Below are 17,795 nucleotides of genomic sequence, written 5' to 3'. Positions count from 1 at the left end.
GTATAGATAAACCATGAATGATCAGAATTGCTTAAATTAGCCTTCCCATTTTTTGAAAATGAGACAAGCATTTACACCGCCAAAACCGAAACTGTTACTCATCACAGTATTCAATTTTGCGTCACGTTTTTCAAGTACGATGTCATAACCTTTTGCACCTTCATCAAGTTCAGTCACATTGATGTTTGGTGCGATAAAATCGTTTTGCATCATCAATACAGAGTAAATTGCTTCTTGAACACCAGCAGCACCTAAGCTATGACCTGTCATAGATTTGGTTGAGCTGAGTGGAGGTACATTGCCTTCACCGAACGCACGTCCCATAGCCAATAATTCTGTTACATCACCAGCAGGAGTGGAAGTACCATGAGTATTGACATAGTCAATCTTGTCTACACCATGTTGTTTAGCTTCTTCAAGTGCCATAAGGATACAACGTGTTGCACCTTCACCTGATGGTGCAACCATATCCGCGCCGTCAGAGTTCGCCGCATAAGCAACAACTTCAGCAAGGATATTTGCACCACGAGCTTGGGCATGTTCAAGTGATTCAAGTACAACGAAACCACCACCGCCAGCGATAACAAAACCATCACGGTCAGCTGAGTATGGACGAGAGGCTGTTTCAGGCGTTTCATTGTATTTAGAACAAAGTGCGCCCATTGCATCAAACAATAAACTTTGTGACCAGTGATCTTCTTCACCACCACCAGCAAGCATTAAATCTTGTTTACCCAATTGGATCAGGTTGTAAGCATAACCAATGGCATCAGCAGAAGTTGCACAAGCGCTGGTAATGGAATGTGCAACACCTTGTAGTTTGAATGCAACACCGACATTGGCGGTGATTGTGTTTGACATATTGCGCGGTACAAAGAAAGGTCCGATTTTACGTGCACCTTTTTCTTCTAAAAGCTTAACCATTTCTGCGACAGAAGCAGTTGAGTTACCACCTGAGCCTCCTGCAATACCATAACGAGGATTACCACCGATTTGTTCAGGAGTTAAACCTGCATGTTCAACAGCTGCAAGCGCTGAATTATACGCATACATGGCACAAACACCCATAAAGCGTTTCAGCTTACGGTCAATAGCATCAAAATCTTGTTCAGCCGCAGCACTGACATGACTTTTAAAATTAAGTTCTTCGTAGGTTGAATTATGACGTGTTCCTGAAATACCATTTTCCAAAGAATGCTTAACAGCTTCCAATGTATTACCGATACATGAGTTAATACCCATACCAGTGATCACAACACGACGGTTCATGCAAAGTCCTTTATTTTAGAATACAGAATGAATGGTCACATTTAAACGCGTTTAGTTTTTCAGTTCAATGGCGAAAGATACTGATTCTCAGGCATCATTTACACGATTAACTTCAAGGATTAAATGTTGTTTAATTGATTGAAAACCCAAGATTTTATGGCGTGGTTTAGCATTTTAATGAATCATGAGAATTTACATCAATTAGGCAAAACCATCCATAACAACAAGTCATTATAGATGGTTTTGATTGGTGGTTTCTTAAATCAACTTTAAAGAAATATGGCTTACCACGGAGTTTTCTTTTCCCACTCTGGATCAAAACCAGATGTTGCTGCAGCGACTTTTAAATAATCCGCGTAGCTTTCTGCCAGTAAAATAGGTGGGATCTCTTTGATTGGGAGTTCATTATTGTTCCAAGAGCGGCTGGCTTTTTTACTAAATGCCAATTCATATAGCACTGCTGGAATGTTCTCTTCAGGAACATAACTGCCACTGAATGTAATTTCGACATCGATTCCCAGTTGTTTATAAGGCTTGGTATATCGGTCAAATGAGCCACCATCTTCAATGCTGGCACGCTGATATCCCAACTTGGTCACTACACCACGCAAGGTAAATGTATCGGTTAGCCAACCTTTATGATCACTGATCTCTGTGACATTATCATCTTCAAATTGAGGTAAATGATGAGTCATTTGTTCAAATAAAAACTTCACTTTATAGTCTTTGAAGTGTGCAATCCAAGCTTGGGCTTCTTCTTTACCAACTAAAACCGCATGTGAAATTTGAATCTTACTGTCAGGACTGAGTTCAATTTCATCATCGTCCAAATTCAACAGTGCACCGTCATCACTCGGTCTAAAACTGACTTTATCACCGTTGCTTTTAATTTCAAGCCAAGTCAGACGTTGAATCAAGCGACGCATAATTGGATGTTCAAAGATGTATTCTTGCCATTCAGCAACATTCCACTGACGTTCACTGCACATCGCCTCATACAAACGACCTGTTTGCATATCAACCACTTGTTTAAATTCTTTTTTACTGGTGCTGAATAGTGATTTAGCCTCTTTGATTAAGCTTTCATCATCATTTTGCCGTGCAGCAGGCAAGGCTTTAACTTCTTTTCCTTCTTCATTCTTTAAAATGAATTTGTCTTTATCATCCACAATGGCAGTAAAGTTACGTGAGCCATATTGTAGTTGTAATACACCATTTTCGTCTAAGCCGGCAGTTGGAATGGTGCGATCAGCAAGTTCATCGCTGGTCCATTGATTGCGTTCTGCGATCTCGGCGACTAAAGCATTCGCAAGGGATTGTACTGAAGCAGTACGATAACGGCGAGAAAGTGCAAGCAATAGCTGGATAATCAAAGGATCATTGCTGATGGACAATGCACTGATCATTGCTTCAATTTGCGAGCGACGCGGGTAGTGCTGTTTCATATAGTTTTGGAGTTGTTTGACTGCAAAACTTCCTTGTGCATTAGCGGTGAGTGAAAGCATACCTTTACTCTTGATTGCAGAACCAAGATAGAGCCCTAAACGTTCACGCTTAATTTCTTCAATCACCTCTTCTAAAGTGATGGTCGCGTATTTGGCATAATACTCAGGATATTTCTCACCGTAGCGTTTATAGGCATCGCGATAAGAGCTTAAGCGACTAGGCGCTTCTTTGGTTGCGTATTGTGTTGCTTCATCAAGTGGTGTTTGCAAAGTATCTTGATGAATAAAACTGTGTAATAAATGGTTTGCCAGTTGAACTTGGTCTTTTTCATCAACTAAGCCCATGTACCGCTGTAATAATTCATTGGCTTTTGGTTCTTTCAGTTTTTCAGCCAAAATCACCCACCATTTGATGATCTTAGGATCGACAGCTTTGCCATTTTTCCATTTCACTTTTGGCAGTGTTTCAAAATCAAACCAAGTAAAACTTGCCGATAGTTTTCCTTTGAGTCCGTCTTCTGCTTCTTTGAGTAATACTTCTGGTTTGAGATAGGCGCTAATATCTTGCCCTAATTTTTCTAGAGCGGTTAATAGTGCAGCACGTACAATTTCTTTTTTCTCTTTTTTCAATAAAGCGTTTAGTGGCTTGACTGCATCTTGATTTTGTAATCGTGCGAGCCATTCAATTGCTGTGATTCGAATCTCTTGTTTACCTGAGTCTAGCGCTTCAATCGCACGCTGATGGATATCAGGAAGGTGTTGCAAGGTTTCTTGAGCTTCATAACGTAGTCGTTTGTTTTCACCTAAGGCAAATTCCAATAAACGTGGAATAAATTGAGTTGGCAATGACGGGAAGCATTTCAACACAAAAATTGCATCAGATGGGGTAAAGCTTTGATATTCATTTTTTTCGAGTGATGGGGAAAGCCCTAAAGCTTCTGTTAAGTATTGTTGATTCTCAGCAAAGAATGGCCAAATTTTATCTGCGTCGTAAATATAATCCTGCAAACTTTCATAATAAGATGATGACGATAAAATACCTTTAGCAACTTTACGTTGAGGACTGAAAAATTTAGCTGCCTCTAAAGCTTGGACAATGTGACGCAACTCATATTGAGCATATTCCTCTGGACGTAGCATTTCAAATAAGTTTGGCCAATAGATCCAGTCTCGATTTCGTGTAGAAACAATTCGAGCAGCGTGGATTATCGAAAACTCAGGATATTTTTTATATTTGTTTTTATAGGTAATAATATTTTCAACATTGTGAAAATTTTTAAATGGTGCATCACCATTTAATTGATCCACAAGTGCCAATAAACTCTCTCGACTGATCTTCTTCAATTGTTTTAAATGGTCTTGTGCCCAGTTGCGCTTGTAGTTGGCAGTTTTATTTTCTTCAATCTCATCAAGCGCATTTTGTTCAGCTTTTGCTAAAATTTGCTGATAATTTTCTAAAATAACCTCTGAAAAACTCTGTGGAATTTTTTGTTCGATAAAGGGCTTAAATTCAGGGGTTTCAATATTTTCTTGAAGTTGTGCACTGTCAACGGATCTTAAGCGTTGAATTGCCATTTGTAGGATTTGTTGTACGGACTTTTGCTTTTCTTGCTCAAAAGCTTGTTCTAAAACAGCAAGATTGTCTGCACCTAAACGCGCCAATAAATCTGCTGAAAAGCCACGTTCTTGGCTAGAACCTTCCAGTAAACTGTGCTGTAAATATTTTTGACTATCTTCAGCATTGAGATTGCTCAGCAAACTGGTTGCCTTGGTACGGATCGTTTTAGACTTACCTATCGCGAGTTTTACAATTAAGTCAGGTACCTGTTTGATTAGAGAAGGTTGTTTAACAATATAATCTAAAAAGTTTTCCTGTCCGATAATGCTTAGATTGGGAATAATGTTTTTTAATTGTTCTAGGCGTTCAATAATAAATTCTTTGGTGTCTTTTAAGAGCAATAATTTTTCTAATTTATTGGCATGGTAACTGTCTATATTTTGACGTTCAAATAAATAAGCTAACAGCTCTTGCCCTAAACCTTGCTGTTCATTTTCAAGTAAATCGACCAGTTTTTGTTGTGTCCAATTTTGCTTTAATAATTTATTTGGATCAGTTTCACTAAAATGCTGGCTGTCAAAAGCAGTGATAAATGCATCTACGGTGAGGTAGATAAACCAAGAAGGTACCTTTTCATAAATATTGGTGAAATTTTTTTGCTTGGTGGCGGCTTCGAGCACTTTGGCAAAACGGGTAATTTGATCAGCGTTTAATTCATCAAAAATCTCGCCATAATAACGACGGCGTAGTTTTAATGCTGCATCAGCAAGCTTGTTTTGTTTTTTATCTAGTGCTTGACTATTTTGAGGCCAATACCAGCTATAAGTGCCAGGCTTGCCCAATAAAAGTAACGCTTTTTCATCGGTGTACTGTTGTAGTTTGATGAGAATTTCTGGGTTTTCACCTTCCAAAATAAATAAAACTACATGCTGATCAAGTTGTTCTTCAATGACAGCCAAAGGGCTAAAAATATGATAAAGCTTTTCTACTTTACTTTTGAGGTTCTCATTATATTTGTCAATATCTTCAGCTGGGGATGAGTTTGCCTGTTGTGCTTGAATGCTTTTATCTTCAGGCTTCGAAAACATAGACTCTATTTTTGAAAAAAGTTGATTTAACATATACATTCCTTTTGAGCAACTGCGTGTTGCTTTTCTATAGTCTTTAATACTTCGCTAGGTTGTTCAGCAAAATTATAGAAAAATATCATCAATTTAAATACCAGGACTAATTTATCACGACGTAACTTGTCCTTCTAAAACGATTCTTTGATTTAAACGTTGTAGTTGTAATAAAACATGTCGCCATTTTAAAAGTTGCGTTGCAAGAGCGTCTTGAGTAGAACCCATTTGTAATGTGTTGCGAATAAAACTTAAACCTAAGTCTGCAAATTGTTGGGCAAGCTCATTGAGTTTATCTTGATCATCACGATCAAATTGAGAACGACCTGTATTGGCATAAAACTCAAGCAATGTTTGTGTTTCTAAAACCAACACCTCTAAAGCAGACAGATGTTGTTGCTTTTGCCATTGTTTTTTCTGTTCCAGAAGCTTTTCAATTCGTCCTGTGATGAGTTCAGCCAAACTACTTTTCTTTTGTATTGGATGGTCATAGTCAAGACTAAAAATTTTTAATCCTTTGGAGGATTGCCAAATCACACTACATGGAATGAATTGCAACTGTTGTTGTGTTGTTTTAACACGCACCAAGGTTGCAAGGATTTTTTCATTTTGGATAAGATGGGTAAGATGCTTAATTCGAACAAGATATTCTGCTTCGATTGGAATCACTAATTTCAACGCAATGTCTTGTTGGTCTGTCACGCGATATTCAAAATATTGTTCAAGCTCGTTAAGTTCAGGTGCATTGATACTGCGATGGCGCAACAGAACATAACGTGATTTGAGTTGTTCTAGACTTGAATGTGGGACAAACATCTTTTGTAAAGTTTGCCATTCAGATACGCCGATATTCATCTGGTCTAAGTCAGAAATGTTCAACTCATTGAATGAACCTTTCTGTAAAAAACGGGTATCTGTGCTTGCACTGAGCTGAGTATCTGAACTTGATTTTGCATGGGTCAGTTCAAGTTGGTGTTGAAGTAAAAAGTTTAAAGAGCTTCCCCAAATTCCTGTGTTAGCTGCACTATGCATATCAAAAGTGCGGTCTAAATGATTGGCTCTAGCTTGAGTGACTTCTTTGATTTGTTGTTCAGAAACATCCCAAAAACACACCGTTAAACCATGCGCACCGCTGTCGGTACTCCACCATTCACAACCCAGTGGAATCAAATGAGCAATCGTTTCATTTTGATAATCACGTTGTATCACACCGCGAAGCTTGGCTAAAGCTTCTGTTTGAAACTCTGGGTTTAAAGACTCAATTTCTGAAAGTGCAGTCAAATAAGCATATAGATGTGCCAATTGATTATAAATCTGTTGTTCATCAACCTGTATATCGTCCTCTAAAAATTGCCGCATAGTGCCATGTAGTGTACGTAATAAACTGCCTAGGCGAGGAAGGTTTTGGGCGCGTGCCTGCATATTTAAAATATGCAGTGACATAACGCTTTCTTTGGCAAGATGAGATAAACCGTGTTGAATAAAGTTCTGACAAATTGTTTTAAGTTCTTCGATGAACTCACGATCATCCAAAGCAAGTTGTTGGTTTGGATTGTTTTGTTGTTCGTTTAACTCAATCGACCATTGCCATTTTTCTGGTGCATATTGCAAAAAGAAATAAGCGACGCATGCTAAATGCCCCGCAATTTTTTGTTTGTGATTGATTTCTGACAAGATGCCTTCAAATCCAGTTGCAGGGTAGAGTAGAACAGGATCAGGGCTTAAATCTGTTTGAAAAGAAATTTTATTGGTTTGAATGTCAATCTGACATTGTTCGGGTTGTGCTAACCAATTTTGAATAAATTCATAAGCTAAACGAATATTGGCTTTACCTGCCTGCTTTTGAATTTTGCTTGGATCAAAGTCCAAGAGTTGTTCTTTTGCAGATGCTGTGGCGTGCTCAGAGGTAACGGATGTATTGGAGCTTTGTTGCAGAGTTGTACTTTCAGTCGTATTTTCCAATACAAGCTGATTTGTTGAAAATTGAGCGACGTTTTCTTGAACCCATAAAATACTGGTTAAAATATGTTTGCAACAACCTTGAGCAGGGCAATTACATTGCGCCTGAGTGATTCCTTTTATCGGTAATAGAACCTCACATTCTTCAACTTTAAAAAGTAGTTGTTCATCACTGTGTTGAAGTAATTCAACGTCATTGAGCGCTTTTCGTGCACGTCTTAATAAGCCTGCATTACTGTGCATAATGAGGCTATCTTCATCGTATAGGGTATATATCTGCCAACTCATTGCATTACCTCTGCAAACCAAGTCGCTAAATGTTCAGGTGTCATTGCGGCGATTTGCATGCCACGTTCTTGGAGTTTTTGTGCCATATTACTGTCATAAACGGGATTGGCAGCTTGATCGAGTGCTGCAAGTCCAAGTAATTTACAACCTTGTTGGTTGAGTTGACTGGTGGTATTGAGCATCTGTTGAACAGATGCTCCTTCTTCAAAATCGCTGATCAAAACTAAAATACTGCGATGAGGCTGTTTGATTTTCTTTTGACAATATTGTAAAGCCTGCCCAATATTTGTTCCTCCTCCAAGTTGCATGGTGAGTAGAACTTCAACAGGGTCATGCGCCAAATGACTGAGATCAACAATTTGAGTATCAAACAGTACCAGACTGATGTTTACTGCAGGCAGTGCAGCTAAAATACTGGCACAAATCGCAGCATACATGATCGAGTCCATCATTGAACCACTTTGATCCACGCAGAGGACAATTTCCCAAGGCAAATGCTTTTGGACACGGGCATTAAAATAAGGCGTTTGAATAATCAGTTTTTGTAAGTCAGGCTGGTAGTTTTTCAGATTGGACTGAATGGTACGTTTCCAGTCAAAATTCTGTGCCTGTTTTAGCTGCGAACGTTTAAAACGATTACGACGCCCCTGAAAGGCTTGTAAAAATTGTGTACGAATTTTTTGTAGTAATTCCTCAACCACCTTTTGAATCAGCTCTCGAATAGCCGCTTTCATCTCATTGTTTAAACGACCACGCATACTCAGTAAGGCTTTGGCTACAGCTGGATTGGGTTCAAGTTGTCGAACATGTTCAGGATTTTTAAATAACTCGGTTAATTCATATCGTTCAATCGCTTGTTTTTGCATGCGTTCAAAAGTCGATTTTGGGAAAAGTTTGCGACTTTGATTCAGCCAATTAATTGCATTTAATTGGGATGCTTCTAAACCACCATGACGATTTTTACCTTGTTGGATTCCACGATGTTTATATTCATTTTGATAGAGATAATCGAGATTGCGTTCAAGCTTCAATTGCTCGCCAGAGAGCGTAGCAGCAGATAAATTTTGATCCGCGTAACGACCCAACATCAGACGCCAGCGACGTGCTTGATCCATTGCATCAAGCGAAACATGGCTGTCTGAGTTGTCATGTTGATTTTGTTCAGGAGGCAATTGGCTCATGAGTTTGCTCCCCAGTGTTCTAAATGGTCATATGCAAATATTTTATAAAGTTGCTGATTCAGTTGAACGCCTTGTAATACATCTTGCTCACTGATATGACTCAATACCTGATCCAGAATGGTGTCATTTCCAAGCCCTGTGATTTGGGCGATAAGTTTAGACACTTGTGTACTTTGTTTAGGCGTGAGTTGACTAAAGATATAACGTAAATCAGGCAAAATCTGAATAAAGGTATCTTCAGTCCAATGGCTGACCAATTGATGTAATGCATCAATTGCTACTTTTGATTGTACAAAGATTTCTGGTGCAATAAAAAACATGCCATGTAAATACTGCACCGAATCTTCAGGAGAACTGCCTGCGGCAAACGCCAGTTGTAAGTATTGTTGAAGCTGCTGTTGCTCGATTTGATGATCTAAAAACTGTAAAGTATGCAGTGCACCTTTCAATGCATTGAGATGGAACTCATCCAGTTTTGTTAGATCAATCTGTTCATACATCAAACTCAATAAATCGAAGTCTTGCGTTTTAAATACATGATGTTCAAGCGGCATCTTCTGTTGTTGGATGTTTAAAATCAGTTCATGTAAACTTTTTAGGTTTTTCAGATTTTGTTCAACTTTTTCTTCATGGGTATCATAAAGTTGATCAAGTAAAAAACAGGCTTGATAGACTGCAAAGCTTAAACTTTTTAATAGCATTTGTTCTGGAAGCTTGAGTAGTTTGCTACCATGCCATAAATAGTAGAGTTGTTGTGCTGCGCCAATTACTGAAGCCAAGTTTTGATCGCTTTCAAGATATCCATCGAGTTGCTGATTCAACAGTTTTAAATGCTGTTTCAATCTCAAACGGCAGGCGAGAGCCAATAACTTAGCAGTTTCAAATGCAGATTGCCCCATACCCTGTTTTTCATTTTCTTGCTGCAACTTGCACATTTTAATCAAAGCAATCTGTTCAAGCTGATTGCCCATTTCAGCTAGTTCAATTAAGCGTGCCTCAACACTAGGGGTCCATGCATAACGCCATTCCTCGAATAGAAGGTCCAAGCTTGCCCCTTGCACAAAATCAGGTCCTGAAATACGTTGTGCAAAATGACAGCCGATAAATTCCAATAAATGTAAGTATTGACTGATTTCTTGATGCAATGGTTTACGATAAATATCGAGTTTTCGATGACGTAAAATAGTGTCATTGAGATTAAAACGGTAAGTCTTAATTTGTTGATAGGTATTTTGAAGTAAGGCTGGACTATGTTGATTCTGTGCAACTTTACCAAGTCGTTGTCCACTTAAAAATTGAAAGATATGGGTAAATAAGTGTTGTTGCCCATCATCCATTTCACCTTTGATCAGTGCAGATTGTAATGCATCGAGTAGATCATAACGGCTAGGTTGATTGTGTCCGCGCAGTACCGCCAATTGCCATGCGATTTCCGCAGTATTTTTAAGTGCAATATATGGGGTGATATCAAGCGCATTTTGTTGATTTAAAAAATGGCACAATTCATTTAAATACTGAAAAAAAACTTGTTGTTGATCTGCTGGTGTTGGGGTGTTCTGAGTATTTAAGTTTTGCCAGTGGTATTGATAGTAGGCTGGTGATGGCATTCCAGAAGCATAACCATTCAGAGCATCAAGACGATCAAAACTATAACGAATCAGCCATGCTTGTTCTTGCCACTTTTGAGTTGAGTCTTGAACAATAAAGCGTTCAGCCTGAGCGGTATCACTCAAATTTTCAATTAAGGCAATACTATGGAACCCGCCTGTCACCACTAAAACTTTGTGTTCGGGATTCATCACCTTTTGGATACAATTCCACATCACGTCTTCACGGTGTAAAGAGGCTTCTCGTAAAAGTACCTCTCGTTCATAATCCAAACGCGCCAATGAGCACCACACAAACACATCATCAAAAAAACGTTGCGCCTGTTGTAGTTGACTGGCGTTTTGTAGTTCAAATAAATGATCCCATAGTTCGTCATGATTTCGACAATGCATGCTTTCAGCAAGTTTTTGAATATATTGGCTATGTGCAAAATATCGTTCAGACATCAAACTTTTTTGTTGCCAGTCAGCATCCTTTTGCTGACTTTTTAAAATGCTTTGCTGAGTCCAATCCAAGTCAATAAACTTAACTTCTGCATGCTGCTGTTTTGCCGCTTGAATCGCCACCCATTCTGGTGAATATTCACAAAAGGGGAAATAGGCAGAAAAAAACTCAGGTTGAGATTGATTGGCTTGATGTTGTTCATCCTGTTGTGCGCGAGACGGGGAACCGTTGTGATGAGATTGTGCTTGCGCGAAGATCGCAATCGGAGGCTCGGTGGCTTGGTCTTGTAAGCTTTGAATCAAGAACTCAAAACTGGTTGGCGCTTCAATCAATATATGTGTGGGTTTGATTTCATTGATGTATTGTTTTAAAGCAAAAGCACAGGCTGGACTATGATGGCGAATAGGTGCAAAGAATACATTTTGCTGTGCCAATTGTTGTTTAAGGTGAAATGCTTGTTTTAATCGAGCGGGCATTTCATCAATGACTGTGATTGGGTCCAGTAGTTGCATCATTAAAACTCTCGACTGGCTTCATAAAAACTTTTCCAATCGGCATCTTTACGTGCCCGTTCTTTTACTACTGTGTCCAGATAATAACGCAAGCGTTTGGCATCATCTGGATTATCTTTAAAGACAACCCCAACCAACTGTTGTGCAATATGCTCTGCTTTTAAAATACCGTCACTCAGATAGATGGCTTGAAGTCCTGCGGCATGGGCGATATTTACAGCTTCGGCTGTAGACATGACCGCATCAGGTGTTTTTAAGCTTGCACCTTGTAGACTTTGCCCTGTTCTTAATTCATTGAAAATAGTGACTAATAGCTCAATGATTTGTGGGCGTATTTGAATTTCTTGATAAAGTTCTGCAAGCTGCTGTTTCAGCTGCAATCCAACCAGCTCAATTTCAAACTTTCGGTCACGAATCGCTTTGACGGTTTCAAAATTAAAGCGGCGTTTTAATGCAGCTGACATCTCATGTACACCACGATCACGTAAGTTGGCTGTGGCAATGATATTAAAACCCTGAGTTGCAGCTAAGTTAAAATCTTGTCCCATTTCTGGAATCATCATTTGTTTTTCTGAAAGTAATGACACCAAAACATCTTGAATTTCTGGTGGGCAACGGGTGATTTCTTCAAACCGTGCAATTTGACCATTTTTCATGGCGTGAAATAAGGGGGATGGAATCAGTGATTTTTCAGTAGGACCTTCTGACAATAGCAGGGCATAGTTCCATGAGTATTTAATGTGGTCTTCGGTTGTACCCGCAGTTCCTTGTATAGTGAGATGAGAGTTTCCAGAGATGGCTGCACTGAACAGTTCTGAAAGCATGGATTTAGCCGTCCCCGGTTCACCTACCAGCATCAGCCCTTGATTTCCCATCAATGTGACTAAGGCACGGTCAACAAGTGCATCATCGCCATAAAACTTTTTTTGAATATCAAGTTTGTGATCACCTAAAATAAATGAACGAACCGCATACGCTGAAAGTTGCCAACCTGCTGGTTTTCTGTGTTGATCCTGTTCTTTTAAACGCTCAAGTTCTGCTTGATATTTTTGTTCTGAACTGTATTTAATTTGACTCTGTAAATTCTGTTTCATAATCATTGAGTAAATATATTTGAAGGAATAAAACTATCATAACTGGCAAAAGCCAAGATCACCACCCGTTCAATTGTTGTTCGCGACAAATTGTGACATCTATTTGTTAATCTTATTGTTTATAAGAAAATATATTGATTTATCGCCATCGAGTAGCGTTCAGATTGTTTATAATTGTATCGTATACTGATCTGTACTGAAATTTTATGAAATAGTAATTGTATTGGTGAATGATTCGGTACATTAATGTACAGGGGGTGTTGCTGATTCCATCGTAGATGATTTGTCAGCAGACTCAGGGTATATGTCTTAGTATTAGTAATATAAACATAGTTACAGAGGATGCAGATGGTAAATTCCAATAAAAAACATTCAAGCGGACTTATTTCAAATGCTTTTGGTGTAGCAAAAAAACTCAGTGAAACGGGTTTAAATGTGCTTCAGCATGTCGCGCCAGGAACAGTCAGTAAGCTTACACAAAGCCCTCAAGCAGACTCAGTTGTTCAAGGTACAGCCCAAGAAAAAAATGCTTTTGAGCGAAAAAAATATGAAAATCCTCAGCAAATGATGCGTGAGCATTTACCCAATGTAACTGGCAAACTGTTGGGAAAACATTCAAAAAAAATCAATCATGTTGCTTCATTTATTTCCCCAGACTTAAATGAAAAACTGTCAGATTTCCTTTTCGATAAACTCAATGATTTTGTCTCTGAGTTGACCTCTGCTGAGTCCGTATTAAAAGAGGTTGGTGCAAAAAATCTAGCAGAACTTAGTCAAGATACTGAACGTTCACGACGGATCAGTACTGCATTAGCGAATCAAAATAAGATTATTGCCGCAATTCAGGGGACATTGACAGGTGCGGTTGGAGGCGTTGGTGCGATTATTGATGTACCAACTTCCTTGGCTCTGGCGCTACGCAGTGTTTACCATACTGGGCGAGCATATGGTTTTGAGTTACAGGCTAAAGACCATACCGTTGTAGAATATATTTTTAAACAGATTGACCTTGGGACTGTCGCTGAAAAGCAGGCATTAATTGCGGCAATTCGAACATTTGCGGGTGTTTTGCAAACCCATAATGTCAATCAACTCCAGCAATTATTAGGTTCAGCAAATGATGCTGAGCTGTTAAAAAAATGGATTGCCAATGAAGATGGTTCATTTAAATTATCATGGATGAATAATCTTCCACAGTTTAATCTGTTGACGCGTTTAACACCTTTAGCCACGATGGGAATCAGCGCTGTATATAGTTGGAAATTGGTGGATGATGCCACAGCGCAAGCTCAAATCGTTTTTTCAGGAGCACGTCAATATTTGCTTCAGCACCCTGATCAAACAATCGATACTTTAGAGGCTTATGAGCAGTTTACTCAGTTGCTGTCTGATGCCAATCCATTACTTTTAGTGGATTCATCGCAAAAGAGTAATCCAGAGAAAACAGACACACAAATTGAGAACAAAACCATTACTCAAGTTGAAGTGAAAGAAAAACCCAATGAGAAAGATGTTGTTTCAAATCCTGTAGAAAAAGTTGAGCAGGGTATTCAGAAATTAGCTGATACGCATATTGGAAAAAACACGTCTGAACAGTTGGATGAAAAATCGATCCCGGCAAAACCTCGCCGCAATGTACAGAAAAAGCCAGCTACAGCTACTTCAACTTCTGCGGTAAAGGCAACGACAGCCGCAAAAACTGTAACAAAAAAACGTACACCAGCCAAACCGAAAGTTAATGCTGAAAATGCAGTAAAAGGCACTGGAAAAAACGCAGAAGCTACTGATAAAAAATCAGAAAATAAGCCGGAATAAGTTTGCTTGGTTTTATCTGCAAAGTTCGAAATGGTCAATATTTGACAGTACGTTGAATATTGACCATTTTTACATCTTGGCTTACAATTGCATGCCCTCAAAAAGTGGTAATTTTTTGAGGCTTTTTATTAACGGGAGAATTGCCATATGGCAACAACAAATCAGTTGATCCGTAAGGGTCGTACAACTTTGGTTGAAAAATCAAAAGTTCCTGCGTTGAAGGCTTGTCCACAACGTCGTGGTGTTTGTACACGTGTTTATACAACTACACCTAAAAAACCTAACTCAGCAATGCGTAAAGTTTGCCGTGTTCGCTTAACTTCAGGTTTTGAAGTTTCTAGCTATATCGGTGGTGAAGGTCATAACCTACAAGAGCACAGTGTTGTTCTTATCCGTGGTGGTCGTGTTAAAGACTTACCAGGTGTACGTTACCATACCGTTCGTGGTTCTTTGGACTGTGCTGGTGTTAAAGATCGTAACCAGTCTCGTTCAAAATACGGTACTAAACGTCCTAAGAAATAATCTTTCGAGATTCGCTTCTTAAGCCGATAGAACCACAATCCTTTATCGTCTCGCTTGTCTGATTTCTGCATTAATTTTGTGAAATTCAAGCGACGTGTAGTAAGGCCAGCGAATAGCACATGACACTTTGTGCTGATGCTGGATAAACCTGAAGTGTCATATTTATAGGTAGATTAAAATGCCAAGACGTCGCGTAGTTGCTGCTCGTGAAATCCTTCCGGATCCTAAGTTCAGTAGCCAAACAATCGCTAAATTCATGAACCACGTAATGCAAGATGGTAAAAAGTCTATTGCTGAAAGTATCGTTTACGGTGCTTTAGACCGCGTTCAAGAAAAAAACAAAGTTGACCCAGTTGAATTTTTTGAGACTACTCTTGAAAAAGTTCGTCCTATGGTCGAAGTAAAAGCACGCCGTGTTGGTGGTGCTACTTATCAAGTACCTATGGAAGTACGCCCATCCCGTCGTACTGCCTTGGCTATGCGTTGGTTAGTAGATGCTGCTGCTAAGCGTTCTGAAAAAACTATGGCGTTACGTCTTGCTGGTGAGTTGCTTGATGCAGCTGAAGGTAAAGGCGCAGCGATCAAAAAACGTGAAGATGTGCACCGTATGGCTGAAGCTAACAAAGCCTTCTCTCACTACCGCTTCTAAGCGGCTAAAACAGTCCCTTATCAGGAGAATACTCATGCGTATTGCAGCTCGATTTAACATCGCCCTCTACCAAAGTGGGGGATTTGCGGGTATTTAAGTTGCCCATTACGTATTGAGTATCCGTACGCATCAATGCTTCATTGATGCGTCCTGTTTTAAACAACAAAATTTAGGAATGCAAGAAATCATGGCTCGTCAAACCCCAATTTCTCGTTATCGTAACATTGGTATTTCTGCGCACATTGATGCTGGTAAAACCACGACTACAGAACGTATTTTGTTCTACACAGGTGTATCTCACAAAATCGGTGAAGTACATGATGGTGCAGCAACAATGGACTGGATGGAACAAGAGCAAGAACGTGGTATTACAATCACTTCAGCTGCTACGACTACATTCTGGTCAGGTATGAGTAAACAGTTCCCTGAACACCGTATCAACGTAATTGATACACCGGGACACGTAGACTTCACAATCGAAGTTGAACGTTCTATGCGTGTTCTTGACGGTGCTTGTATGGTTTACTGTGCTGTAGGTGGTGTACAACCTCAGTCTGAAACTGTATGGCGTCAAGCGAACAAGTACCAAGTACCTCGTTTAGCATTCGTGAACAAGATGGACCGTACAGGTGCAAACTTCTTCCGTGTTGTTGAACAAATGAAAACACGTCTTGGTGCACATCCTGTACCAGTTGTGATTCCAGTTGGTGCTGAAGAAAACTTCCAAGGTGTTATCGACCTGATCGAAATGAAAGCGATCATTTGGGACGAAGCTTCTCAAGGTATGAAGTTCGAATACGGCGATATTCCAGCTGATCTTCAAGCGACTGCTGAAGAATGGCGTACAAACATGGTTGAAGCTGCTGCTGAAGCTTCTGAAGAGTTAATGGACAAATACCTTGAAAATGGTGATCTTGATAAAGAAGACATCGTTTCTGGTTTACGTGTTCAAACATTAGCTTGTCAAATTCAACCAATGCTTTGTGGTACAGCGTTCAAAAACAAAGGTGTTCAACGTATGTTGGATGCTGTAATTGAATTCTTGCCATCACCTACAGAAGTGAAAGCGATTGAAGGTGTACTTGACGATAAAGCTGAAACTAAAGCTGTTCGTGAAGCATCTGACGAAGCTCCATTCTCTGCGTTGGCGTTCAAAATCATGAACGACAAGTTCGTAGGTAACTTGACATTCGTACGTGTTTACTCTGGTGTTCTTAAACAAGGTGATTCTGTTTATAACCCAGTGAAATCTAAACGTGAACGTATTGGTCGTATCGTGCAAATGCACGCAAACGATCGTCAAGACGTTGAAGAAATCCGTGCGGGTGATATCGCTGCGTGTGTAGGTCTTAAAGACGTAACTACAGGTGATACACTTTGTGATGAGAAAAATGTCATCACACTTGAGCGTATGGAATTCCCTGAGCCAGTAATTGCACTTGCAGTTGAGCCAAAAACTAAAGCTGACCAAGAAAAAATGTCGATTGCTTTAGGTCGTTTGGCGAAAGAAGATCCATCGTTCCGTGTTCGCACTGACGAAGAATCTGGTCAAACAATTATTGCGGGTATGGGTGAGCTTCACCTTGACATCATCGTTGACCGTATGAAACGTGAATTCGGTGTTGAAGCGAACATTGGTAAACCAATGGTTGCTTACCGTGAGACAATCAAAAAGTCTGTTGAACAAGAAGGTAAATTCGTTCGTCAAACTGGTGGTAAAGGTAAGTTCGGTCACGTATACGTACGTTTAGAACCGCTTGATCCTGAAGCTGGTAAAGAATACGAATTTGCTGAAGAAGTTGTTGGTGGTGTTGTACCTAAAGAATTCTTCGGTGCAGTTGACAAAGGTATTCAAGAACGTATGAAGAATGGTGTCTTGGCTGGTTACCCTGTTGTGGGTATCAAAGCGACATTATTTGACGGTTCTTACCACGATGTCGACTCTGACGAATTATCGTTCAAAATGGCAGGTTCTTACGCATTCCGTGATGGTTTCATGAAAGCAGATCCGATTTTGCTTGAACCGATCATGAAAGTTGAAGTAGAAACTCCAGAAGACTACATGGGCGATATCATGGGTGACTTAAACCGTCGTCGTGGTATGGTTCAAGGTATGGATGACTTACCTGGCGGTACTAAAGCAATTCGTGCTGAAGTTCCACTTGCTGAGATGTTTGGTTACGCGACTCAAATGCGTTCTATGTCTCAAGGTCGTGCGACATACTCTATGGAATTTGCTAAATATGCTGAAACTCCACGTAACGTGGCTGAAGGCATCATTTCTAAATTCCAGTCTGGCGGTAAAAAAGGTGACGACGAGTAATCTTTCG

10 protein-coding genes are annotated in these 17,795 nt (G+C 39.6%); 4 read left to right on the top strand and 6 right to left on the bottom strand.

Annotated elements, in window-relative coordinates:
* Window positions 1–36: 36 nt before the first annotated feature.
* From F938_RS16515 to F938_RS16490, 6 genes are all read right to left on the bottom strand, one after another.
* Window positions 37–1,269, bottom strand: a complete 1,233-nt coding sequence (locus F938_RS16515) for a beta-ketoacyl synthase N-terminal-like domain-containing protein (RefSeq protein WP_005033612.1) — start codon at window positions 1,267–1,269, stop codon at window positions 37–39.
* Between the two features lie 284 nt (window positions 1,270–1,553).
* Entirely contained in the window at window positions 1,554–5,393 is a 3,840-nt protein-coding gene (locus F938_RS16510) for a DUF4132 domain-containing protein (RefSeq protein WP_005033610.1), read from the bottom strand.
* 114 nt (window positions 5,394–5,507) lie between these two features.
* Window positions 5,508–7,640, bottom strand: a complete 2,133-nt coding sequence (locus F938_RS16505; RefSeq protein ID WP_005033608.1) for a hypothetical protein — start codon at window positions 7,638–7,640, stop codon at window positions 5,508–5,510.
* Window positions 7,637–8,821, bottom strand: coding sequence for a VWA domain-containing protein (locus tag F938_RS16500; RefSeq protein WP_005033606.1), 1,185 nt, complete (start codon window positions 8,819–8,821; stop codon window positions 7,637–7,639). Before F938_RS16500 ends, F938_RS16505 begins: the two co-directional genes overlap by 4 nt.
* On the bottom strand, window positions 8,818–11,388 hold the full coding sequence (locus F938_RS16495; RefSeq protein WP_005033603.1) for a DUF5682 family protein: 2,571 nt from the start codon (window positions 11,386–11,388) through the stop codon (window positions 8,818–8,820). Before F938_RS16495 ends, F938_RS16500 begins: the two co-directional genes overlap by 4 nt.
* Complete coding sequence (locus F938_RS16490) at window positions 11,388–12,479, bottom strand: ATP-binding protein (protein WP_005033601.1); 1,092 nt, start codon at window positions 12,477–12,479, stop codon at window positions 11,388–11,390. The genes F938_RS16495 and F938_RS16490 overlap by 1 nt, the downstream gene beginning before the upstream one ends.
* A gap of 348 nt (window positions 12,480–12,827) precedes the next feature.
* On the opposite strand from F938_RS16490, the gene F938_RS16485 reads away from it, so the two are divergent.
* The 4 genes from F938_RS16485 (at window position 12,828) to fusA (ending at window position 17,788) form a co-directional block, all read left to right on the top strand.
* Complete coding sequence (locus tag F938_RS16485) at window positions 12,828–14,294, top strand: EcsC family protein (protein ID WP_005033599.1); 1,467 nt, start codon at window positions 12,828–12,830, stop codon at window positions 14,292–14,294.
* Between the two features lie 147 nt (window positions 14,295–14,441).
* Complete coding sequence (gene rpsL / locus F938_RS16480) at window positions 14,442–14,816, top strand: 30S ribosomal protein S12 (protein WP_002050319.1); 375 nt, start codon at window positions 14,442–14,444, stop codon at window positions 14,814–14,816.
* A gap of 178 nt (window positions 14,817–14,994) precedes the next feature.
* The gene (gene rpsG / locus F938_RS16475; protein ID WP_004655203.1) at window positions 14,995–15,465 is read left to right on the top strand and encodes a 30S ribosomal protein S7; all 471 of its coding nucleotides are present in this window, start codon (window positions 14,995–14,997) and stop codon (window positions 15,463–15,465) included.
* 187 nt (window positions 15,466–15,652) lie between these two features.
* The gene (gene fusA, locus F938_RS16470) at window positions 15,653–17,788 is read left to right on the top strand and encodes an elongation factor G (protein WP_005033597.1); all 2,136 of its coding nucleotides are present in this window, start codon (window positions 15,653–15,655) and stop codon (window positions 17,786–17,788) included.
* Window positions 17,789–17,795 lie beyond the last annotated feature (7 nt).

This window comes from Acinetobacter bereziniae LMG 1003 = CIP 70.12, assembly GCF_000368925.1.
Lineage (GTDB): Bacteria > Pseudomonadota > Gammaproteobacteria > Pseudomonadales > Moraxellaceae > Acinetobacter > Acinetobacter bereziniae.
The sequence above is the reverse complement of the archived record's forward strand: the minus strand, read 5'-3'. Positions and strand labels throughout refer to the sequence as shown.